Below are 22579 nucleotides of genomic sequence, written 5' to 3'. Positions count from 1 at the left end.
TACGCTGAGCGAGTGACCAGCGTTGCGATCGCCGCCCCGAACACCGCCGCGGCGGAGGCGGGCGAGGCGATCGTCAAGGCCGGGGGCAACGCGATCGACGCGGCGCTGGCGGCCGCGTTCGTCGCGATGGTGAACGAGGTCGGCCTCGTGTCGGCGAGCGCGGGCGGGTTCCTGACGATCCAGCCGCCCGACGGCTCGAAGCCGGTCACGATCGACGGCTGGATGGACATGCCGGGGCGCGACTGCCCCGACCGGCGAGGCGAGGGCACGTGGGACGTCCTCACCGAGTACGGCGGCGGCGTCACGATCACCGTCGGCCCGGGCTCGGTCGCCACGCACGGCGCGATCGCGGCGTTCGGCGAGGCCCACCGCCGCTGGGGCCACCTGCCCTGGTCCGAGCTGCTCGCCCCGGCGATCGACGTGGCCCGCGGCGGGTTCCGGCTCAGCGCCGCCTCGCGCTACTACCTCTCCTACGTGCACGACACGATCTTCGGCTGGGACGAGGCGAGCCGCGCCGCCGTGCACGACGCCCAGGGTCGCGTCGCCGAGGACCACCTCGTCGTGCCGCACCTCGCGGACTCGTTCGAGCGCATCGCGCGCCACGGCCCGGCCGAGCTCTACACCGGCGAGCTCGGTCGTGCGGTCGCCGAGGACGTGCTGTCCCGTGGCGGCCTCCTCGGCCCCGACGACCTCGCGGCCTACGAGCCCGTCGTGCGCCCCGCGCTCACCGCGCGCATGGAGGGCTGGACGCTCGGCACCAACCCGCCGCCGGCCGTGGGCGGCGTGAGCGTCGCCGCGATGCTGCGTCTCATGGCGGGGCACGGCCTGACCGACACCGAGCACCTCCTGCGCGTCCAGCGCCGGGTGCTGGGCGAGCGGCTGCGGACCTTCGACCACACCGACGACCTCGACCGTGACGCCGCGGCGTTCCTCGACCTGATCGATCGTGACGGGATCGCCGCCCTCGAGTCCGGCTCCACGGCGCACGTCTCCACCGCCGACGCCGAGGGCACGGCGTGCTCGGTGACGATCTCGTCGGGCTACAGCTCCGGGATGATCGCCCGCGAGACCGGGATCTGGCTCAACAACTGCCTCGGCGAGCAGGAGCTGAACCCGCGCGGCCTGCACGGCCTGCCGCCCGGGTCGCGCCTGCTGTCGAACATGGCGCCCACCGTCGGCCGTCACGTCGACGGCGGCGTCCTGTCCATCGGGTCGCCCGGCGCCGACCGCATCACGACCGCGATCCTGCAGGCGCTGACCGGGCTCGTCGAGGACGGACTGACCCTGCAGGAGGCCATCGACCACCCGCGTCTGCACGTGCACCGAGCCGCGACGGTGGACGAGGAGATCAAGGTCGAGGACCCCGACCACCTGTCGATGTACTTCGGCGGGGTCTCGGGCGCCATGTCCACCGCCGACGGCACGCTCGTCGCGGCCGCGGACCCGCGTCGCGACGGTGCCACCCGGGTCGTCGGTCGCCTACGCTGACCCGATGACCGCCTCGCTCGTCCCAGAGCCCGTCGTCATCGCCCACCGCGGCGTCCCGGGATCGCGTCTCGAGCACACCCGGCCGTCCTACCTGCTGGGGATCGAGCAGGGTGCCGACTACATCGAGCCCGACGTCGTGGCCACGAAGGACGGCGTCCTCGTCGTCCGCCACGAGAACGAGATCGGCGGCACCACCGACGTCGCGGGTCGCGCCGAGTTCGCGCACCTGCGCACGACGAAGTTCATCGACGGGATGCCGCTGACGGGCTGGTTCACGGAGGACTTCACCCTCGAGGAGATCAAGACCCTGACCACCCGCGAGCGCCTGCCCCAGCTGCGCCCGCAGAACCTGCCCCTCCAGGGCACCGAGCCGATCCTGACCCTCGACGAGGTGATCGACATCGCCGAGGCGGAGAACGCGCGCCGCGGATCGGACGTCGCACCGATCGGCGTCTACATCGAGACCAAGCACCCCACGTACTTCCGGTCGATCGGGCTGGACCTCAACGACCGGCTGCTCGAGGTGCTCGACCGGCGCGGGCTCAACCACGAGGGCGCGAAGGTCGTCATCCAGTCGATGGAGACGGCGAACCTCAAGGACCTGAGCCGCCGGACGCCCCTGCCGCTCGTGCAGCTCATGGAGCGCCTGGGCGCCCCCTACGACCTCGCGTCCACCTACGACCCGCGCGACTACGCCGCGCTCACCGCCCCGGCCGAGCTCGCGAGGATCGCGGAGTACGCCCAGGGCATCGGCCCGAACAAGAGCCTGGTCATCGCGCGCGCCCGCGACCACACGCTGCTCGACGAGACCGGCCTCGTGCGAGATGCGCACGAGGCCGGTCTGTTCGTCCACATCTGGACGATGCGCAACGAGAACAACTTCCTGCCGAAGCAGATGCGCACCGGCGGGACGAAGGCCGACCCCGGTGACGCGACGGCCGAGCTGCTGGCCTTCTACGCCGCCGGGGTCGACGGGGTGTTCTCGGACTTCACGCAGACGGCGGTGGCGGCGCGGTCGGCCCATCGGTCGTCGGCGGGCCCCACACCTGGGTGACCTGCGCCTGCGGCATCAGCAGCCAGGCGGCGAGGTAGACCAGGACCGTCGTGCCGATGCCGACGACGATGAGCACCACGGTGATGACGCGAATCAGCGTGGCGTCGACGCCGGTGTACTCGGCCAGTCCGCCGCACACGCCGCCGAGCCACTTGTCGGTGGCGCTGCGGGTGAGCTTCTTGGGCGCGGGGGTGGGGTTCATGACTTCCTCCTGAGGGTCAGGGCGATGCCGGCGACTCCGGCAAGGATGAGGGTGACGAGTCCGGCGACGGCCAGGCCGTCGGCGCTCGCGAGGTCGTAGTGGAGCAGCGCCCACCCCACGAGCGTGAGGGTGAACAGGACGCCGAAGACCAGCGCGTCCCAGCGCATCGGATGGGTGTTCATCGACGGACCACCTGGATCTCGCCCGCCGTGCCGTTGATCTCGATGCGATAGGCCCCGGGGGCGTCGGAAGGCCTGTCGAGTGAGGGGTTCTGCCCGTCGGCGACGCGGTCGAAGACCTCGATGCGTCCTCCGGCGGAGAGCCGGGCCTCGACCGCGACGTCCAGGCCTTCGGGCACCACCACGAGGGTCTCGCCGACGCCGTTGTCGATCTCGAGCGTCCGCCCGGTGAGCGTCTGCGGGTCCTGGATGGAGGTGAGGTCCACCTGGACCCGACCGAAGCCCTGCTCGATGGGCTCGGCGATCGCGGCGGCCGTGGTGGGCCGCAGGTCGATGTCACCGGCCGAGAGGTTGGGTGCCACCGAGGCGACCGCCAGGACGGGGATCGCCAGCAGGCCGAGCGGCACGAGAGCACCCGGGTGGCCGATCCTCGTGCCGACGAACAGGCCGGCGGCGACGATGCCCAGCGCGACGGCCGGGTAGATCGCGGCGTCGAGCGGCTCCTGGACGATCGACCAGAGGCCGAGGGCGCCCATGGCGGCGATGATCGCCGACAGGGTCAGGAGCAGGAGGGCCGGCGACCAGCGCTGGCGCGGACGGGCGGGCGGCATCACCGGGGTGGGCGGCGGGCCCGGAGGCTGCCCGGGAGGGCCCGGCTCGTGCAGCACGGCGGTGTGCTCGCCCGGGCGCTCGTCGGTGTCCGACGCGTCGGGCATGAGGGGGGTGGTCATCTCGTCGTCTCCTGTCAGGGACGTGGTGGTCGGCTCGTCGGAGCCGGCGAAGGCCTGGGCGGACTGCCCCGGCTGGTACGGCGGGGGCGGTGCGAACTGCGGCGGGGGACCCTGCTGGCGCGACCGGGTCACGAGTCGCCACACGAGGACGACGATGGCGACCGGGACGGCGAGCCACACCAGGGCCCAGACCGGCCACCAGAACCAGCCGCCGAGGCCCCACGCGGTGTCTCCGAGGATCGCGGCGAGGGCGATGATGCCGGCGACGATCAGTCCGACGGACCGCAGCTGCGAGTCGGACTTGAGGTCGAAGGCCTCCCCCAGCACGCTGCGCTCGGAGCCCTCGGCGGGGATGAGCAGCCAGCAGGCCGCGTAGAGGATCGGTCCGGCGAACCCGGCGACGGTCAGGACCACGAAGCCGATCCGCACGATGACGGGGTCGATGTTGAGGGCTCGCGCGACGCCGCCCGAGACGCCGCCGAGCAGCTTGTCGCCGGTCGAGCGTCGCAGGGCATCCAGCTGCGAGCCGTGGGTGGGAGAACTCATGGCACCAGCCTGCCGACCGGCGGCGACGTGCACCATCGGGTGATCCCCTGGTCCTCCCCCGAGACGGGTCGGCACCGAACCGGGGTCGCACCTGATGGCGTCCACGCGCGCCCGCGTGTGAGGGTGGGGTCATGACGACCGCCGCCTCCGACGCCGCCGGCACCGGCCGGCGCCCGGGTGACGGCTACCGCCGGGCGTACCGCCCCGCGGACGCGCGCATCGTGGCGGGTGTCAGTGCGGGCCTGGCCGAGCACCTCGGCCTGCCCGTGGTGTGGGTGCGCGTCGGCTTCGTCGTGGCGACGTTCGTCCACGGCACGGGCCTCCTGGCCTACCTCCTGCTGTGGTGGTTCCTGCCCCTCCAGGCCCCGGTCGACGACTCCCCCGGCCTGGCCTCGGCCCGGCGGCGCGGACTGCGGGGCGCGGCGGGCGGGCCGTCACGGCGCGAGGTCGTCCAGAGCGTCGCGATCGGTGCGGTCGGGCTCGGCATCCTCGGCCTGATGGCGCTGGCCGGCGGTTGGCTCCAGGGCTGGATGCTGCCGCTGCTGCTCGTCGTCACCGGCGTGGCGCTGGTCTGGCGGATCTTCGACGACGCGACCTGGAACTCGTGGCTGCGCCAGACGCGCGGTCCCGCGTTCGCCGTGCGCCTGCTCGTGGGCGTGTCGCTCATCGGCCTGGGCGCGATCTACGTCCTCACCGTGAACCGCGGCTGGTCGGCGGCCGTCGACTTCGCCGCCGCGCTGGCGATCGCGGTGGTCGGCCTCGTGCTGATCCTCGGACCGTGGATCCTCGGCCTCTGGACCGATCTGGGCGAGGAGCGACGCGAGCGCATCCGCTCGCAGGAGCGGGCCGACGTCGCCGCCCACCTGCACGACTCCGTGCTGCAGACTCTCGCCCTGCTCCAGAAGAACGCCGACGACCCGGCCGCCGTCGCCACCCTCGCGCGGCGGCAGGAGCGGGAGCTCCGCGACTGGCTCTACGGCCGCCAGGACGAGACCGCCACCTTCGCCACCGCCCTGCGCGACCTCGCCGCCGAGGTGGAGACGAACCACCGCGTCCCCGTGGAGGTCGTCACGGTGGGCGACGCGCTCCCCGACGACGGCCTGCGTGCCCTGCTCGCCGCCACCGGCGAGGCGGTCGTCAACGCCGCCAAGCACTCGGGCGCCGACCGGGTCGACGTCTACGCCGAGCGCGTCACCGGGGAGCACGGCGACCTCATCGAGGTGTTCGTCCGCGACCGCGGCACGGGCTTCGACCCCGCCGCGGTGCCCGACGACCGGCTCGGCGTGCGCGGCTCGATCATCGGCCGTGCGGAGCGCCACGGTGGCACCGCCCGCGTCCGCAGCACCCCCGAGACCGGCACCGAGGTCGCCCTGACCATGCCGGTCTCGAACGGCGACAAGGAGAAGTCATGAGTGTCCTGTCCGTGCTGGTCGTCGACGACCACGCGATGTTCCGCACCGGCGTCCGCGCCGAGCTGGAGCGGCTCGGCAGCGGCCGTGTGGAGGTCGTCGGCGAGGCCGAGGACGTCGACACCGCCGTCGCCGCCATCTCTGCCCTGCGCCCCGACGTGGTGCTCCTCGACGTGCACCTGCCCGGGGGCGGCGGCCCGGAGGTCATCCGTCGCGCGGGCGCGACCGTGACGTTCCTGGCCCTCTCCGTCAGCGACGCCGCCGAGGACGTCATCGGCGTCATCCGCGCCGGCGCCCGCGGCTACGTCACCAAGAACATCTCGGCGCCCGAGCTGCTCGACGCGATCGACCGGGTGGCCGGCGGCGACGCCGTGTTCAGCCCCCGTCTGGCGGGCTTCGTGCTCGACGCGTTCGCCGGGACCATCGCGGTGGCCCAGGTCGACGAGGACCTCGACCGGCTCACCGAGCGCGAGCGCGAGGTCATGCGCCTGATCGCGCGCGGCTACGCCTACAAGGAGGTCGCGAAGGAGCTGTTCATCTCCGTCAAGACCGTCGAGACCCACGTCTCCAGCGTCCTGCGCAAGCTCCAGCTCTCGAGCCGCCACGAGCTCACCCGCTGGGCGAACGACCGCCGGCTGATCTGAGCCGCGCCCCTCCTCCACTTTTGGAACGGGATGCACCCCCGCCGGCGCGCATCGCGTGCATCCCGTTCCAAAAGTGGGACGGGGCGGCCCTCTCGACCGTAGGGTGACCGGACGTCCCCCACGCAAGGAGTCCTGGTGCGCAAGATCCTGGTCGCGGTCCTGATGACGAGCTCTCTCGTGCTGGCGTCCGCGCCGGCCGAGGCCGCCACGAAGTTCAAGAACTGCACGGCCCTCAACAAGAAGTACCCGCACGGCGTGGGCATGCCCGGCGCCAAGGACAAGACGTCGGGCAAGCCCGTCACGAGCTTCAAGCGCAGCAAGGCCCTCTACAAGGCCAACAAGACCAAGGACCGCGACAAGGACAGGATCGCCTGCGAGAAGCGGTGAGCCTTCCCCGCTCAGCCGGCGGCGAGCGCCGGGTGCGGGTACTCCTCGGCGCGGTGCTGGAACGACAGGATCGCCGGGTTCACCACGACGCCGTCGCGGATCTCGATCGCCCGCGAGACGACCGTCGCGGCGTCCCAGCCTGCGGGGCCCGCCATGACCGTCTCCAGGTGGGGCAGCAGCGCCGCGCTGATCTCCCACGTGGCGGAGTCCCACAGCAGCGAGGGGCTGTGGTCGACGGCGTAGTAGAGGACGTTGTCGCCCACGGTGAACGTCGGCTCGTCGAACGTGGTGGGCCTGGCCCAGCTGAAGCCCATCGCCTCGTCGCACGACACGTCGACCACGATCGTTCCGGACGCGATCGAGGCGAGGTCTCCCTCGTCGAGGAAGGTCAGCGGCGCGTCGGGATTCTGCAGGACGCAGTTCACGATGATGTCGTTGTCGGCCAGGAACTCGGCCACCGGCACCATGCCGTCCGGCGTCTGGGCCCAGAGGTCCTCCGGGTCGTCACCCTCGCCCCCGCGCTCGAGCTGCACGATCTGTGTGCCGTGGATCGGTGAGCCGACCGCGGCGACGTCACGGTTCGTCAGCACGTGGACCTCGCTGATGCCGTGCGCGTTGAGGGCCGTGACGGCACCACGCGCCGTGGCACCGAAGCCGATGACCGTGGCCTTCATCCGGCGCCCGTAGTCGCCCGTGCGGCCGGCGAGCTGCAGCGCGTGCAGCACCGAGCAGTAGCCGGCCAGCTCGTTGTTCTTGTGGAAGACGTGCAGCGCGAAGCGGCCGTCCTCGGTCCAGTGGTTCATCGCCTCGAAGGCGATGAGCGTCAGCCGACGGTCGATCGCCACCTGGGTCAGCGCGGCGTCCTGCACGCAGTGCGGCCAGCCCCAGACGGTCTGCCCCTCGCGCATCTGCACCAGGTCCTCGGCCTGGACCTTGGGCAGCACGATGACGTCGCAGTCGGCGATCAGCTCCTCGCGGGAGGCGATCCGCCCGACGAGGGGCGCCAGCTCCGCGTCGGTGAGCCCGAAATCCTTCCCGTACCCCTGCTCGAGCCGCACGAACCGGCGCAGCTCCGGAGCGATGTCCTCCAGGTGTCGAGGATGGACCGGGAGCCGGTGCTCGTTCTCCTTGCGGGAACGGGCCAGCAGGCCGATGAGAAGGGGCGTGGTGGGCGTGCGGGGCGATGCGGCGGCCGAATCGGCCATAGGGGTTCCCTTGCTGGAGGACCTGAGAGGTCCCGACCCCTCACGGTAAGCCCTGCGGGACCGGTCGCGAACCACGCGAGCTCCCGGGTCAGGGCAGGTCGATCCTCAGGAACTCCGGGCGGTAGAGGCTCGGGTCGGCCTGGACGTCGCCGTCCTTCGTGTTGCGGCTGACCGACACCACCATCGTGCCCTCCTGCGGGAACAGCTCGGGGTGCGCGAGCGGCATGTAGCGCAGCGCCGACGCGGTCGACGGGATCTTCGCGACCGGCGGGGCCGCCACGAACGGGCCGGTCGGGCCGGGAGCCGTCCAGACCACCAGGTCGGTGCCGACGAAGTCCGCGCGCTTGCTCAGCGCGTACCAGCGCTTGCCCTCGCGGAAGACCGAGAACGTCTGGGAGACCCCGTTGTCCTGCTCGATCACGGTGGCCGCGCCGTCGGCGTCGCGCTGCCACTTCTTCCCGTCCCAGTACCGCCACTTCGACTGGTCGGTGACGTCGGCCAGCTTCGCGCGGGCCACCGACACGGCCCAGCCGAACCCGGCGTCGCTCGTGCGGCTCGTGCCGTAGAGGTAGACCGAGTCGCCGACGACCGTCGCGGCGGCGCCCCACGTGGGCCGGGAGGTGTCGGGGTCGTCCTCGCCCAGGTCGACCACCCGCTGCAGCACGGGCGCGCGTCCCGGCTCGACCCGGAAGATCGCCACCGCAGGTCCCAGGTTCTCGAAGCCAAACAGCTCGTCGCCCGTCTGCCGCACGCGCTGCGCCATGACACCCACGAGGTCGCGACCCAGGTCGACGGCGGCGACCGACATGGGCCAGTAGCCCACCCCGTCCGCACGGTCGGGGATCACGGCGCTGCGATCCTTCCGCTGCACGAGCCCGACGCACGTGTCGTCGAAGAGCAGCATCGAGTTGCGCACCATCGTCTGGCTGGCGTAGTCCGGCCGCCGGATCGTGTCGCCGAACACGAACAGCCCACGGCCGTCGGCCAGCTGCGTGCTGGCCCCGACATCGCCTCCCACGAATCCCTCGACGTCGCTGACCGTCTCGATCCGCTCGTTGAGCTCCTCGACGCTGGTCGGCGGGCTGACCTTCTTGCAGGTCACGGTGACGGGAGGGTCCAGGTCGGTGGTGGTGAAGGCGGGCACTGCGGGGGTCACGACGAGCAGGCCGGTCATCACGAGCGCGCCGGCCGTGGCGGCGACGGGATGCCGGCGCAGCGACGGATGGAGGTCCCGCCGGGCATGTCGCGGCTCGGCAGCCGTGGCCGCGACGGTGGCCGCGGTGAGCCCGAGCAGGGTCCACAGCGCCATCATCACCACGACCTGCTCGACCCCCTCGCCGCCGAAGTAGGCCAGGCCGCGCACGGCCGACGTCGCCGCTCCCGGCGGCAGCCAGGCCAGCAGGGTGGGCCACACGACCGGCACCGGCGTCAGTGGCCACGCGCCGATCGCGCCCGGGATCCCCAGCACCAGGCCGAGGACGGCGAGGCCGAGCCCCAGGCGACCGAACCAGGCGATCAGCGCCAGCGTCACCGAGCCCACTCCCAGCACGACGATCGCCCCGAGACCCGCGAGCGCGAGGAACGGCGCGTCGAGGCGCCGGATGACGACCTCGCTCAGGAACGCGCCCCCGAGCCCGGCCACGACCGCCCCGGCCGCGAGGCCCGCGAACCTCAGCACGACGAGGGACGCCGACGGCGACCTGGCGCCGAACACCAGGCCGAGCAGGGCGGCGAAGGCCACGCCGAGGATCGCCCACGCGATGCCGAGCCGGAACGGCCCGACGCCCTCGGGATCGCGCTCGGCCGTGGGGATCCTGTCCTCCACCTTCACGCTCTGCCCGCTGGCGGCCAGGATGCTCGAGACGACCTCGCGGACCTTCGCGGCCTCGGCAGTGCCGTCGGCGCTGGCCACCCACAGGACGTGCTCGTCCTTCTTCCCCATCACCACGACGCCGCTCACGGACCGTTTCGCCAGGCTCTTCTGGGCCGCCTCCTTCGACGGGCTGACCCGGGCGGCGACCTCGTGCTCGCTGGGCCCGTTGAGGGCGTCGCGCATCGTCGAGGCGTCAGGATCGGGACCGACGACCGCGACCGGGATCTCGCGCGGGGCCGCTTGGTTCAGGCCGGGCAGCTCGGACGCCGGGTCGAGCCACACCAGGACCGCGGTGAGGAGCATCGCGACGACGAACCCGGCCGCCGTCAGCCCCACTCCGTGCTGGCGCATGTCGTTCACCGTAGCGGGGCGTTCGGCGCTCCCGTGGTCCTGCGCCTCTGGCCGCCGGGCTGTCGGGGATCGCGACTACGCTGGATCCTGCGATGACCCTGCCATTCCCCGTGCCCTCCGCCCGCCCGTCCGCTCCCGGCCCGGCCGATGCCGACGCACCCCCGGCGAAGCGCCGCACCGCCCGGTCCGACGAGCTGCTCGAAGGACTCAACGACGCCCAGCGGACCGCCGTCTCGCACACCGGCGGCCCCCTGCTGGTGGTGGCCGGCGCCGGCTCGGGCAAGACCCGGGTGCTCACCCGCCGCATCGCCTGGCTGATCGCCGCCCGCGGTGCCCATCCCGGCTCGATCCTGGCGATCACCTTCACCAACAAGGCCGCCGCCGAGATGCGCGAGCGGGTCGCCGAGCTCGTGGGCGGCCGCGCGCGGATGATGTGGGTCTCCACGTTCCACTCCGCCTGCGTGCGGATCCTGCGCCGCGAGGCCGACAAGTTCAGCTACACGTCGTCGTTCAGCATCTACGACGCCGCCGACTCGCGCCGCCTGATGACCCTCGTCGTCAAGGACCTCGACCTGGACCCCAAGAAGGTCAACCCGCGCGCCGTCCTCAACTGGGTGTCGAACCACAAGAACGAGCTGGTCGACCACGAGGAGGCCGGGCGCCGCGCCTCCAACGGCACCGACGAGACCTACGCGCAGTGCTACGCGGAGTACCAGCGCCGGCTCCGCGCGGCGAACGCCATGGACTTCGACGACATCATCATGAACACCGTCCACCTGTTCCAGGCGTTCCCCGAGGTCCGCGACACCTACCGCCGCCGGTTCCGCCACGTGCTCGTCGACGAGTACCAGGACACGAACCACGCCCAGTACACGCTGATCAAGGAGCTCTGCGACGAGGAGTCCGACCTCATGGTCGTGGGCGACTCCGACCAGTCGATCTACGCCTTCCGCGGCGCCACGATCCGCAACATCCTCGAGTTCGAGGACGACTACCCCAACGCCGACACGGTGCTGCTGGAGCAGAACTACCGCTCCACGCAGAACATCCTGGCCGCGGCCAACGGCGTGATCTCGCGCAACTCCGGCCGCCAGGACAAGAAGCTGTGGTCCGCCGAGGGCGACGGCGAGATGCTGGTCGGCTACGTCGGCGACGACGAGCGCGACGAGGCGCAGTTCATCGCCGACGAGATCGACCGGCTCTCCGACGCCGGCATCGCCGCCGCCCGCGACGTGGCGGTGTTCTACCGCACCAACGCGCAGAGCCGTGTGTTCGAGGAGGTGTTCATCCGCGTGGGGCTGCCCTACCGGGTCGTCGGCGGTGTCCGCTTCTACGAGCGCAAGGAGGTCAAGGACGCCCTGGCCTACCTGCGCGTCCTGGTGAACCCCCGCGACGCCGTCTCGATGCGCCGCGTGCTCAACGAGCCCAAGCGCGGCATCGGCGACCGGGCCGAGGGCGCGCTCGAGCGCTTCGCCTCCCGCCACGACGTCAGCTTCTGGGAGGCCATGACCCGCGTCGACGAGATCGACGAGCTCGCCACCCGCTCCCGCTCGGCCGTGTCCGCGTTCGCCACGACGATGTCCGAGCTGATGGACCTGGCCGCCTCCGGCGCCCCGGCCGACGCCGTGCTGGAGGCGGCGCTGACGAAGTCGGGCTACCTCACCGTGCTCGAGAACAGCACTGATCCGCAGGACGAGACCCGCGTGGAGAACCTCGCCGAGCTCGTCGCGGTCGCCCGCGAGTTCGTCGCCTCCGCCGCCACCCTCGAGGAGGGCGAGGAGCCCGACCCCGACGTCACCCTGGCCGCCGGTTCCCTCGACGCGTTCCTCGAGCAGGTGGCGCTCGTGGCCGACGCCGACTCGCTGCCCGACGCGAAGGACGGCGTCGTCACCCTCATGACCCTGCACACGGCCAAGGGCCTGGAGTTCCCGGTGGTGTTCCTCACCGGCCTCGAGGACGGCGTGTTCCCGCACCTGCGTTCGCTCGGCGACCCGGCCGAGCTGCAGGAGGAGCGCCGACTGGCGTACGTGGGCATCACCCGGGCGCGCGAGCGGCTCTACCTCACCCGCGCCACCGTGCGCTCGGCCTGGGGCGCCCCGTCGTACAACCCGGCGTCGCGGTTCCTCGACGAGATCCCGGCCACCCTGATCGACTGGAAGCGCGAGGCCAGCGCCCCCACCCAGTGGGCCCCACGCACGCCCGCGGCGTCGTTCCGGTCGTCCACCGTGGCCGCGCGCTCGAAGAAGAAGACCTCGGGCGAGGTCATGTCCCTGTCACCCGGCGATCGCGTCACGCACGACAGCTTCGGGCTCGGCACGGTCGTCACGGTGGAGGGCACGGGCCAGAACTCGGTCGCCAGCGTCGACTTCGGCTCGGCCGGGGTCAAGCGGCTCTTGCTGCGCTACGCCCCGCTCGAGAAGCTCTGAGCCGCGCGGCGGTCAGGGGGTGACGCCGTGCGCGGCGAGAGCCGCGTACGGGTCGACCGGGTCGCCGCCGCCGGGGCGCACCTCGAGGTGCAGGTGCGGGCCGGTCACGTTGCCGGTGGCTCCCGTGGCACCGATGACGTCACCGGGCGCGACCTGCTGGCCCACGCTGACCGAGATCGAGCTCTGGTGGCAGTACCAGATCTCCGTGCCGTCGGCGAGGGTGACGATCGTGCGGTTGCCGTAGGCCCCCTCGTAGCCCGCCGAGGTGACGGTGCCGGCCGCCATCGAGACGATCGTCGAGCCCGACGGGCCGGCGAAGTCCAGGCCGGTGTGGCGACCGCTGCTCCAGTAGCCGCCGCCCTGGCCGAAGCGCGCCGTGAGTCGGTAGCCGACCACGGGGATGACCCACTGGTTGCGGATGATCTCGTCCTGGCGCTTCTCGGCGGCCTTCTCGTAGCCGGCCTTCTGCTGCGCAAGGGCCTTCTGGACCTGCTGGGCCTGCAGCGGCTTCTGGATGGCGAGCTCGCGGTCGTAGCTGCGGGAGACGTCCACCGCGTTGGTGGCGTTCGCGCCGACGTAGTTCTTGGCCAGCGCCGCGTCGGCACCGGCGAGCAGGCCGGGCGAGGTGACGCTGATCGAGCCGACCGCCGCGATCACGACGGCGGCGACACCGGCGAGCAGCCGGGTGCGGCCAGTGGCGGCCGCGGCGCGGCGCGCACGGCGGGCGCCGGGGATGCGGCCCTCGGGGATCGAGCCGATCGCGGGGAAGGTGAGGGTGTCCTCGGCCGGCACGGTGGCCACGGGCTCGGGGAGCGCGGTGGCGGGCTCGGCCGCGACGGGGGCGTGCGCGCGGCGGGAGCCGGCCACCGGAGTGGGCTGCTTGGCGCGACGGCCGACGCTGTAGGTCTGGGTGGTCGACTGAGGGCTCAGGGCCTTCATGACGACGGTCGAGTCGGAGTCCTGCTCGACGGGGCGCGAGGCGCGCCGCGAGCCGACGTTCCGGGGTGCTTCATTGGCATCCGGGGTCGACCGACCGCTCGCTCGGGAGCGATCGAATTCGGCCATACGGGAGCCTCCGGGGGGTCAGGCAAACGGACTCGCCGAGTCTAGGGGACCCGGCGCCGCGAATTCCAACCCTTTGTCGAAGTGACCCACCGTTAGGACACGGATACCAGAGGAAAGTCGAAGCCGCACGTCCACGAAGTGGGACGGTGTTTCAACTCACGTTTACAAACCCACGAGGAAACGTGCGGTGAACGACGGGTAGAGTCGCGAGGGCTTCGGCGACGTCGCGTCCACGGCGCCCGCCGAACCACAGCGAATCCCACCATTAAGGACGTCACCGTGGATCTGATGGAATATCAGGCGAAGGAGCTCTTCGCCAAGCACAACGTTGCGACGACCCTCGGCACCGTGGTCACCACGGCCGAGGAGGCCAAGGCCGCCGCCGAACAGACGGGTGGCGTCACCGTCATCAAGGCGCAGGTCAAGGCCGGCGGCCGCGGCAAGGCCGGCGGCGTCAAGATCGCCAAGACCGCCGATGAGGCCTTCGAGCACGCCTCGAACATCCTCGGCATGGAGATCAAGGGCCTCACGGTCAACCGCGTGCTCGTCACGCCGGCCACGCCCCCCGTCGAGGAGTACTACTTCTCGTTCCTGCTCGACCGCGCGAACCGCAGCTACCTCTGCATCGCCAGCGTCGAGGGCGGCGTCGAGATCGAGGAGGTCGCCAAGACCAACCCCGAGGCCGTGCGCCAGATCCCCGTGGACGCCGGCACCGGCGTCGACGAGGCCAAGGCCCGTGAGATCGTCGCCGACGCCAAGTTCCCGGCCGAGCTGGCCGAGCAGGCCGTCGAGATGATCCAGTCCCTGTGGAAGGTCTTCGTCGAGGAGGACGCCACGCTGGTCGAGGTCAACCCCTTGGCGCGCCTGGAGGGCGACAAGCTGGAGGCCCTCGACGGCAAGGTCTCGCTCGACGAGAACGCCGACTTCCGCCACCCCGAGCACGAGGCGTTCGTGGACAACGACGCCACCGACCCGCTCGAGGTCAAGGCCAAGTCGAAGGGCCTGAACTACGTCAAGCTCGACGGCCAGGTCGGCATCATCGGCAACGGCGCCGGGCTCGTCATGAGCACGCTCGACGTCGTCGCGTACGCCGGTGAGGCCCACGGCGGCGTCAAGCCGGCCAACTTCCTGGACATCGGCGGCGGCGCCTCGGCGCAGGTCATGGCTGACGGCCTGGACGTCATCCTTCACGACGAGCAGGTCAAGAGCGTGTTCGTGAACGTCTTCGGCGGCATCACCTCGTGTGACGCGGTCGCGAACGGCATCAAGGGCGCGCTGGAGATCCTCGGCGACGAGGCGAAGAAGCCGCTCGTCGTGCGCCTCGACGGCAACAAGGTCGAGGAAGGCCGGGCGATCCTGAACGAACTGAACCACCCGCTGGTCACCCTCGTCGACACCATGGACGGTGCCGCCGACAAGGCCGCCGAGCTCGCGAACGCATAAGGACGAAACATGGCGATCTATCTCACCTCTGAATCCAAGGTCATCGTCCAGGGCATCACCGGCGGCGAGGGCACCAAGCACACCGCACTGATGCTGAAGTCCGGCACGAACGTCGTCGGCGGTGTCAACGCGCGCAAGGCCGGCACCACGGTCAAGCACGTCGATGCCGACGGCAACGACGTCGAGCTGCCTGTCTTCGCCTCGGTCGCCGAGGCGATCGAGAAGACCGGCGCCGACGTGTCGGTCGCGTTCGTCCCGCCGGCGTTCACGAAGGACGCCGTCGTCGAGGCGATCGACGCGGAGATCGGCCTGCTGGTGGTCATCACCGAGGGCGTGCCGGTCCAGGACACCGCGGAGTTCTGGGCCTACGCCCAGGGCAAGAAGACGCGCGTCATCGGCCCGAACTGCCCGGGCATCATCAGCCCCGGGCAGGCGCTCGCCGGCATCACGCCGGCGACCATCGCGGGCCCCGGCCCGGTAGGCCTCGTGTCCAAGTCGGGCACGCTGACCTACCAGATGATGTTCGAGCTGCGTGACTTCGGTTTCACCACCGCCATCGGCATCGGCGGCGACCCGGTCATCGGCACGACGCACATCGACGCGCTCGAGGCGTTCGAGAACGACCCCGAGACCAAGGCGATCGTGATGATCGGCGAGATCGGCGGCGACGCCGAGGAGCGTGCGGCCGAGTACATCAAGGCGCACGTCACCAAGCCGGTCGTCGGCTACGTGGCGGGCTTCACCGCCCCCGAGGGCAAGACCATGGGCCACGCCGGCGCCATCGTGTCGGGCTCGTCGGGCACCGCCCAGGCGAAGAAGGAGGCCCTCGAGGCCGCCGGGGTCAAGGTCGGCAAGACGCCGTCCGAGACCGCCGCCCTGATGCGGGAGATCCTCAAGGATCTCTGAGCCAGCTCAGCACGAAGCCCCCGCGACCTTACGGTCGCGGGGGCTTCGTCGTTGCTGGGGGCGGGCTCCCCGTCAGGCGAGAAGTCCGTCACTCCGGCGCGTGCGCGAGACGCTCGCCCGCGCGCTTGAGGACGGCGCGGAACTCACCACCGGAGATCGCGTACTTGCCGGCGGGCGGGAAGAGGACCTGGGTGACGTCGGAGCCGCGGCGCACGATGCCCATGCGGTAGTTGACGACCTTGTCCTTGCCGACCTCGAGGCCGACGCGCCACGAGGTGCCGGTGAAGTCCTCGCCACGGACGCGCTTGACGTCGCTGACCTCGGCCGGGATGTCGCCGTCGGCGCACTCCTCGAGGCGCTTGGTGACGCCGTCGACGAGCTTCTTGGCGTCCTTGGGCGACTCCAGCCGCGCCACGGTCTGGGTGAGCGCGAACTGGTCGGGCAGCTTCGTCGTCTCGGGGATCGCGAAGACCCGCGACTGGGCCGAGACGACGGACGGATCGGTGAACTTCGTGTCGTCGCACACCGTGGCGGTGGGGTTCTGGTCGGTGACCGGCATCGGCGCGCTGGCGCTCCAGACGCTGTCGATCGTCCGGACCGGCGGCAGGTCGACGACGCCGAGGAACTCGGGGTTCTTGCCCACGGCGGGCGGCACCGTGGGCGTCACGGTGAAGCGGGTGGAGCAGTCGCCGCCGGAGTCGGCGCAGACGCGGCTGATGGACTCGTTCAGGACGCGCGCGAACTGCCGGACGTCCGTGCGCTTGGTGCCGGGCGACTCGTGCACGAGCGTGCTGGTCAGGGTGCCCGACTGCGCGAGGCCCACCGTGATGAACCGGCTCGGCGAGCGGTACGACTGCAGGCGGAGGATCTGGAAGTCGCCGAACGGCCGCTCGACGCGGTAGGCGTCGACGAGGCGCGTGCGCGGGTGCTCACAGCCCGCGTAGAAGGACACGAGGCGGTCGAACGCGGCCTCGGAGGCCTCCTGCGAGCGCGAGACCTCGAGGGCCTGGGCCACGCGGTCGTCGGTGTCGTCGGTGAAGGCGCGGACGAACACCTTGAGCGGGTCGGGATCGGCGAAGCGCGTGGTGGGGCACGTCGCGTAGGGGGTCTGGTTGGCCGGGTCGGTGTCGGTCGCCTCGACCGTCCACGACGAGTCGGGACGCAGGGCCGCGACCTCGCCCGACGACAGCAGGTCGTCGGTGCCGATGTTGTGGGAGTCCAGGACGACGTCGCGCGACTCCGCGCCGATCTTCTCGCGGTCGGGCAGGGCCGACTGGCGGGCCGTGGCATCGCCCTGGGCGACGAACGCGCCACCGAAGAGCACCAGCGCGAGCGCGGCGGCCACCAGAAGGACGGCGTTGCGGCGGGCGCCCCGGGTGGCGGAGCGGCGCACCTCGGCGGCCGTGGGCAGGTCGAGGCCGGCGGTGACGACCGCCAGGGCCCGCATCCGCTCGACGACCTCGTCGATGGTCGCTCCGAGGCCCTCCTCGATCCGGCTGAAGCCGCGGGAGGCCAGCTCCAGGGCTGCCTCGTCGTCGACGCCCACCTCACGCGCGGCCTCGTCGAGGTCGACGTCGGCGATCGTCATCAGGCTGATGAGCCGCCGCGACGGCTGGTCGAGGTCGGCCAGCTGGGCCAGCAGCGCCGTGTCGGTGTCGTGGGTGCGCTTCCGGCGCCACGGGTGGGTGCCGCGGCTCAGGGCCGTGCCCTTCCAGGCCTCGGCCCGAGCGAACGACGCAGGATCGCCGGACGACACGCGCGACCACTGCCGCCAGGCATGGCGGTAGGCCTCGATCGTCGCCTCGCGAGCGACCTCCCGATCACCGCACTTCGCGTACGTGGTGACGAGGGTCACGCGCTGCGTCGAGGAGTAGAAGGCATCGAACTCGTCGACCCGAGTCATCTACCTTCCTCCTTCGATCGGCCCCGGCGTGTGCTGTCGGAATCGTCCCCACGATACCGGTTGGATGGTGAGGTGCCCGAGTCCCGTGCTGCCGATCAGTGGCGCCCGGCGATCCTCACCGCCGTCGGAACGGCGGTCCTGAGCGTCCTGATCGCCGGTGCCGCGGCCTCGTCGACGGCGGTCGCGGGCTCCACGGCCGACCTCGTCCGGTCCGCGATCCGCACGTGGCTGGTCTCCGTGGGTGCCACGCTCACCGCGGGCGAGCAGCGGCTCGACCTGGTGCCGATCGGCGCCACGATCGTCGTGATCGTGCTGGTGCTCGTGCTCACCCGCCTGTTCCTGCGAACCCCTGTCGCCGACCCCGGCGCCTTCGGGGCGATGACCGGTGGCGTGGCCGGTGTCCTCGCCGGCATCTGCTCGGCCGCCACCACCACCGACGCGACCAGCACGTCGTTCGTCCGCGCCGCGTTCGGCGCGTTCGTCGTCGTCGGGCTGCCCGCGGCGTGGGGCGCCTCGCGCCAGGCGGGCGTCGCGTGGCTCGGCCTGGCACCACGCTGGGTCCCGGTCGCCGACGGTGCCGTCACCGGCGTGATCGGCCTGCTCGGCGGAGCCACCGTGCTCACCTTCGTCATGCTCGTGCTGCACCTCGACCGGGCCTCCGACCTGTGGGCCACGCTCGATCCCGGTGGCCCGGTGCTGCTGGGCGTCCTGTGCCTGCTGGCGCTGCCCACGCTCGTGCTGTGGACCGCCTCGGTCCTGCTCGGCCCCGGCTTCACGCTGGGTCCGGACACCTCGGTCGACCTCGCCGGCTCGTCGCTCGGCGCCGTGCCCGGCTTCCCGCCCCTAGCGGCGCTGCCGGACCCCGGTCCCTTCGGCGGCTGGGTCGTCGTGCTGACCCTGATCCCCCTCGCGGCAGGCGTGGCGGCCGGGCTCGTCGCCCACACTCGCATGCCCGCGAAGGAGAGCACGTGGGGCCGGGCCGCCGGCGACGGCGCCCTGGCCGGAGCGGTGGCCGGCGCCGTGATCGGGCTCCTCGTCGAGACGGCGCGCGGCGGCATGGGCCCGGGTCTGCTGCAGTCCGCCGGTCCGCCGGCCTGGCAGAGCCTGCTCGTCGCGGTTCCGCTGCTCGCGGCGGGCGGCGCCCTCGGCGCGATCGGCGCCCACTATCGTTCTGCACGTGACCGAGCCTCGTCCTGAGCCCTCCCGGCTCGTGGTGCTGGTCTCCGGATCCGGCACCAACCTGCAGGCCCTGATCGACGCCTCCGCCGACCCGGCGTACGGCGCCCGGATCGTCGCGGTCGGCGCCGATCGCGACGGCATCGAGGGTCTCGCGCGGGCGCAGCGGCACGGCATCCCCACCTTCGTCGACCGCGTGTCCGACCACCCCGACCGTGCGGCGTGGGACGCGTCCCTCGCCGAGACGGTGGCGGCGTACGAGCCGGACCTCGTGGTCCTGGCCGGCTTCATGAAGCTCACGGGCCCGGCGTTCCTCGACCGCTTCGGCGGCCGCACCGTCAACACCCACCCCGCCCTGTCGCCGTCGTTCCCGGGCATGCACGGCCCGCGCGACGCACTCGCCCACGGCGTCAAGGTCACCGGGGCCACGCTCTTCGTGGTGGACGCCGGCGTCGACACCGGTCCGATCGTGGCCCAGGTGGCCGTCCCGGTCGAGGACGACGACGACGTCGAGTCCCTGCACGAGCGCATCAAGACCTCCGAGCGAGCCATGCTGGTGGAGTGGGTCGGGCGCCTCGCCCGCGAGCCCCACTCGATCGACGGCCGACGCATCCGCTTCCACCCGAAGGAACAGTCATGACTGACACCCGTCCCATCAAGCGCGCCCTCGTCTCGGTCTACGACAAGACCGGGCTGGCCGAGCTGGCCACCGCCCTGCACGCCGCGGGCGTCTCGATCGTGTCCACGGGGTCCACCGCGAAGACGATCGAGGCCGCGGGCGTCCCCGTGACCCCGGTCGAGGAGCTCACCGGCTTCCCCGAGTGCCTCGACGGCCGGGTCAAGACCCTGCACCCGCGCGTCCACGCCGGCATCCTCGCCGACCTGCGCCTGCCCGACCACGAGCGCCAGCTGCGCGAGCTCGAGATCGAGCCCTTCGACCTCGTCGTGGTGAACCTCTACCCGTTCCGCGAGACCGTCGCCTCGGGTGCGACGCCCGACGAGGTCGTCGAGCAGATCGACATCGGCGGTCCGTCCATGGTCCGCGCCGCGGCGAAGAACCACCCCTCCGTCGCGGTGGTCGTCTCCCCCGCCGCCTACGGCGAGGTCACCGACGCGGTCTCCGCGGGCGGCTTCACGCTCGAGCAGCGCAAGCGCCTCGCCGGGCAGGCGTTCGCGCACACGGCGGCCTACGACGTCGCCGTCGCCTCGTGGTTCTCCTCGTCCTACGCCCCCGCCGACGACGAGCAGTTCCCGGCATTCCTCGGCGCCACGTGGGAGCGCTCGGCGGTGCTGCGCTACGGCGAGAACCCGCACCAGCCCGCCGCGCTCTACACCGGCGACCAGCCCGGCCTCGCCGGAGCTGAACAGCTGCACGGCAAGGAGATGTCGTTCAACAACTACCTCGACACCGACGCGGCGCGCCGCGCCGCCTTCACGCACGACAAGCCCGCCGTGGCGATCATCAAGCACGCCAACCCCTGCGGCATCGCCGTGGGCACCGACGTCGCCCAGGCCCACGCCCGCGCGCACGCCTGCGACCCGGTCTCCGCGTTCGGCGGCGTGATCGCCGCCAACCGTCCGGTCACGGTCGCGATGGCCCAGCAGGTGGCCGAGGTGTTCACCGAGGTCATCGTCGCCCCCGACTACGAGGACGGCGCCGTCGAGGTGCTGCAGGGCAAGAAGAACATTCGCATCCTGCGCTGCCCGGCTCCCACCCACGAGATCCCGGTCGAGTTCCGGCCCGTCAGCGGCGGCCTGCTCCTGCAGGAGCGCGACCGCGTCGACGCCCACGGCGACGACCCGACGACGTGGACCCTCGCCGCGGGCGAGCCGGCCGACGCCGACACCTTCGCCGACCTCGTCTTCGCGTGGCGCGCGTGCAAGGCCGTGAAGTCCAACGCGATCCTGTTGGCCAAGGACGGGGCCTCGGTGGGCGTCGGCATGGGCCAGGTCAACCGGGTCGACTCGTGCCGCCTCGCGGTGGAGCGGGCCGGCGAGGAGCGGGCGCGTGGTGCGGTCGCCGCGTCGGACGCCTTCTTCCCGTTCTCCGACGGACCTCAGATCCTCATCGACGCGGGGGTTCGCGCGATCGTGCAGCCGGGCGGGTCGGTGCGTGACGCCGAGACCGTGGCCGCGGCCGCGGCCGCCGGCGTCACGATGTACGTCACGGGGACGCGTCACTTCTTCCACTGAGGCCGCGGTCGCGCAGGTCCTGCAGCATCTGCGTGCCGGTCTCGTCCTCGACGAGGTGGCCGATGATGAGGTTGCGCAGCGCCCGGACGACCTTGGCGGGCTCCTCGGTCTCGGGATTGACGCCGGCCGACCGGCGCAGTGCGATCCCGGCGATGAGGGCGACCATGTCCTCGGCCAGACCCTCGGCATCGGCGATCCCGGCCTTGTGGAGGAAGTCCTCGAGCAGGTGCTGCCCGGTGGTCAACGCCCTCACGGCCGCCTCGCGCAGCTGGGGGTCGCGAGCGGCACCCAGGATGACCGCGAGCTCGCGGGTGGAGTTCGCGGGCGTGCGCTTGGCCAGGACGGTGGAGGCGAACTCCACCGACGTGTCGCGGGTGATGAGGGACATCAGCCCGGCGACGTCGATGTCGGCGAGCTTCCCGACCGTCTCCAGCCAGCGCTCGATGTGGTGGTTCAGTGCCTCGCGCAGCAGGTCGTCGATCGTGGCGAAGTAGTAGGTCGTGGTGGCTGCCGGCAGTCCGGCCGCCGCGGCCACCGCCCGGTGCGTGACAGCGCGTGAGCCGCCCTCCACGAAGAGATCGACCGCGGCCTCCAGCAGGGCCTCGCGACGCTGCCGGCTCCGCTCCTGCGACAGCTGGGCCCTGGGTGCCATTCACGCAGTCTAGGGCCGACGTGACGGCCAGGATGGCCGACTCGGGCAGTCAGGCCCACCAGGTGTCGGCGTCGAGCAGCCAGTGGTGCCGCATCGACAGGGCGCGCTCGACGATCGCGGCGATGCCCGCGAGCGTGAGCACCGTCGCTCCCGTCCCGCCGAGCTCGACCGGCGAGTCGAAGCTCCAGCCCAGCCACTCGGCCACCTCCGCCCCGTGCGTGACGGTGTCCAGCAGGCTCATCGCGGCGACCACGAGCCCCACGACCAGGACCACCACGGCCGCCCGGGCCATGAGCGCGCTCAGCACGGGTCGTCGCTGGGCGAGGCGCTGCCGCCATGCCTCCAGCATCTTCGGGTGCGGGCTCAGGGGCAGCTCGGCCCCGGTCGCCAGCACGAGGTGCGCTCGCTTCACCCCGTAGAACGTGGTGGCGAACTCGATGCGGCCGTCGGGCACGGGGAACGCCGCCGGCGCCTTCGCCACGGCCGTCCGGCGGCCGTCGGCATAGAGCGACACCTTGTCGTCCCAGTCGAAGAAGTCGTAGTCGACGGCGTACGTGTGACCGGCGTGGGTGAGACCCAGCAGGCTGCGGTTCGCGACCTGGAGCCGCGAGTACGGCGGCAGCGGCCGGTCGTCCCCGGGCTCGTTCGCGCGCTTGCGTCCCATGTCGGCGTCCCCCCTCACGTCGGCGTCACCCCAGTATGTCCGGCACCGCTCCCGCACAGGGGGCGCCCGTCGCGACGGCCGC

The 22579-nt window shown here is 72.0% G+C and carries 20 protein-coding genes; 11 read left to right on the top strand and 9 right to left on the bottom strand.

The features are described 5' to 3' along the window. Window positions 1–12 precede the first annotated feature (12 nt). Window positions 13–1488 (top strand): gamma-glutamyltransferase, encoded by a 1476-nt coding sequence (locus B2363_RS15355; RefSeq protein ID WP_286931250.1) that lies wholly within the window; start codon window positions 13–15, stop codon window positions 1486–1488. 4 nt (window positions 1489–1492) lie between these two features. Beyond that, window positions 1493–2542, top strand: a complete 1050-nt coding sequence (locus B2363_RS15350; RefSeq protein WP_286931248.1) for a glycerophosphodiester phosphodiesterase — start codon at window positions 1493–1495, stop codon at window positions 2540–2542. Here the strand turns inward: B2363_RS15350 and B2363_RS15345 are convergent. The 3 genes from B2363_RS15345 to B2363_RS15335 are packed head-to-tail and all read right to left on the bottom strand — an operon-like array spanning window position 2478 to window position 4200. Then, complete coding sequence (locus B2363_RS15345) at window positions 2478–2744, bottom strand: PspC domain-containing protein (protein WP_181752802.1); 267 nt, start codon at window positions 2742–2744, stop codon at window positions 2478–2480. The genes B2363_RS15350 and B2363_RS15345 overlap by 65 nt on opposite strands. Next, on the bottom strand, window positions 2741–2926 hold the full coding sequence (locus B2363_RS15340) for a hypothetical protein (RefSeq protein WP_181752804.1): 186 nt from the start codon (window positions 2924–2926) through the stop codon (window positions 2741–2743). Before B2363_RS15340 ends, B2363_RS15345 begins: the two co-directional genes overlap by 4 nt. Next, window positions 2923–4200, bottom strand: a complete 1278-nt coding sequence (locus B2363_RS15335) for a PspC domain-containing protein (protein ID WP_286931244.1) — start codon at window positions 4198–4200, stop codon at window positions 2923–2925. Before B2363_RS15335 ends, B2363_RS15340 begins: the two co-directional genes overlap by 4 nt. Before the next feature lie 131 nt (window positions 4201–4331). Between B2363_RS15335 and B2363_RS15330 the strand changes: the two genes are divergently transcribed. From B2363_RS15330 to B2363_RS15320, 3 genes are all read left to right on the top strand, one after another. After that, on the top strand, window positions 4332–5612 hold the full coding sequence (locus B2363_RS15330; RefSeq protein ID WP_286931242.1) for an ATP-binding protein: 1281 nt from the start codon (window positions 4332–4334) through the stop codon (window positions 5610–5612). After that, complete coding sequence (locus tag B2363_RS15325) at window positions 5609–6253, top strand: LuxR C-terminal-related transcriptional regulator (protein WP_181752809.1); 645 nt, start codon at window positions 5609–5611, stop codon at window positions 6251–6253. The genes B2363_RS15330 and B2363_RS15325 overlap by 4 nt, the downstream gene beginning before the upstream one ends. Before the next feature lie 135 nt (window positions 6254–6388). Further along, window positions 6389–6640 carry an excalibur calcium-binding domain-containing protein gene (locus B2363_RS15320; RefSeq protein WP_206679943.1) on the top strand — a complete coding sequence of 84 codons (252 nt, stop codon included), beginning with the start codon at window positions 6389–6391 and terminating at the stop codon, window positions 6638–6640. An 11-nt stretch (window positions 6641–6651) separates the two neighbouring features. Here B2363_RS15320 and B2363_RS15315 read toward each other — a convergent pair whose 3' ends face one another. Further along, entirely contained in the window at window positions 6652–7845 is a 1194-nt protein-coding gene (locus tag B2363_RS15315; protein WP_286931238.1) for a N(5)-(carboxyethyl)ornithine synthase, read from the bottom strand. A gap of 88 nt (window positions 7846–7933) precedes the next feature. Continuing rightward, entirely contained in the window at window positions 7934–10069 is a 2136-nt protein-coding gene (locus B2363_RS15310) for a DUF4185 domain-containing protein (RefSeq protein WP_286931236.1), read from the bottom strand. Window positions 10070–10161: 92 nt separating this feature from the next. On the opposite strand from B2363_RS15310, the gene pcrA reads away from it, so the two are divergent. After that, the gene (gene pcrA / locus B2363_RS15305) at window positions 10162–12495 is read left to right on the top strand and encodes a DNA helicase PcrA (protein ID WP_286931234.1); all 2334 of its coding nucleotides are present in this window, start codon (window positions 10162–10164) and stop codon (window positions 12493–12495) included. Window positions 12496–12507: 12 nt separating this feature from the next. On the opposite strand, the gene B2363_RS15300 is transcribed toward pcrA, so the two are convergent. Continuing rightward, complete coding sequence (locus B2363_RS15300; protein WP_206679944.1) at window positions 12508–13560, bottom strand: M23 family metallopeptidase; 1053 nt, start codon at window positions 13558–13560, stop codon at window positions 12508–12510. Window positions 13561–13839: 279 nt separating this feature from the next. Here B2363_RS15300 and sucC point away from each other — a divergent pair, with 279 nt between their 5' ends. Further along, window positions 13840–15003 carry an ADP-forming succinate--CoA ligase subunit beta gene (gene sucC / locus B2363_RS15295; protein ID WP_286931231.1) on the top strand — a complete coding sequence of 388 codons (1164 nt, stop codon included), beginning with the start codon at window positions 13840–13842 and terminating at the stop codon, window positions 15001–15003. A gap of 9 nt (window positions 15004–15012) precedes the next feature. Beyond that, entirely contained in the window at window positions 15013–15909 is an 897-nt protein-coding gene (gene sucD, locus B2363_RS15290) for a succinate--CoA ligase subunit alpha (protein ID WP_286931229.1), read from the top strand. Window positions 15910–15997: 88 nt separating this feature from the next. On the opposite strand, the gene B2363_RS15285 is transcribed toward sucD, so the two are convergent. After that, a complete protein-coding gene (locus B2363_RS15285; RefSeq protein ID WP_286931228.1) occupies window positions 15998–17812 on the bottom strand; it encodes a hypothetical protein in 1815 nt (604 codons plus the stop codon). 72 nt (window positions 17813–17884) lie between these two features. Here B2363_RS15285 and B2363_RS15280 point away from each other — a divergent pair, with 72 nt between their 5' ends. From B2363_RS15280 to purH, 3 genes are read left to right on the top strand one after another with little or no spacing between them, the layout of a single operon-like run. Further along, complete coding sequence (locus tag B2363_RS15280) at window positions 17885–19009, top strand: DUF6350 family protein (RefSeq protein ID WP_286931226.1); 1125 nt, start codon at window positions 17885–17887, stop codon at window positions 19007–19009. After that, entirely contained in the window at window positions 18984–19628 is a 645-nt protein-coding gene (gene purN / locus B2363_RS15275) for a phosphoribosylglycinamide formyltransferase (protein WP_376785982.1), read from the top strand. The genes B2363_RS15280 and purN overlap by 26 nt, the downstream gene beginning before the upstream one ends. Then, window positions 19625–21181, top strand: a complete 1557-nt coding sequence (purH, locus tag B2363_RS15270; protein WP_286931221.1) for a bifunctional phosphoribosylaminoimidazolecarboxamide formyltransferase/IMP cyclohydrolase — start codon at window positions 19625–19627, stop codon at window positions 21179–21181. Before purN ends, purH begins: the two co-directional genes overlap by 4 nt. Here purH and B2363_RS15265 read toward each other — a convergent pair. Next, window positions 21153–21833 carry a TetR/AcrR family transcriptional regulator gene (locus B2363_RS15265; protein ID WP_286931219.1) on the bottom strand — a complete coding sequence of 227 codons (681 nt, stop codon included), beginning with the start codon at window positions 21831–21833 and terminating at the stop codon, window positions 21153–21155. The genes purH and B2363_RS15265 overlap by 29 nt on opposite strands. A gap of 49 nt (window positions 21834–21882) precedes the next feature. Next, window positions 21883–22497: a hypothetical protein gene (locus B2363_RS15260; protein ID WP_286931217.1), complete on the bottom strand. Its 615-nt coding sequence runs from the start codon at window positions 22495–22497 to the stop codon at window positions 21883–21885. Window positions 22498–22579 lie beyond the last annotated feature (82 nt).

The organism is Aeromicrobium sp. UBA7512 (assembly GCF_002476985.1).
GTDB classification, from domain to species: Bacteria; Actinomycetota; Actinomycetes; order Propionibacteriales; family Nocardioidaceae; genus Aeromicrobium; species Aeromicrobium phoceense.
The sequence above is the reverse complement of the archived record's forward strand: the minus strand, read 5'-3'. Positions and strand labels throughout refer to the sequence as shown.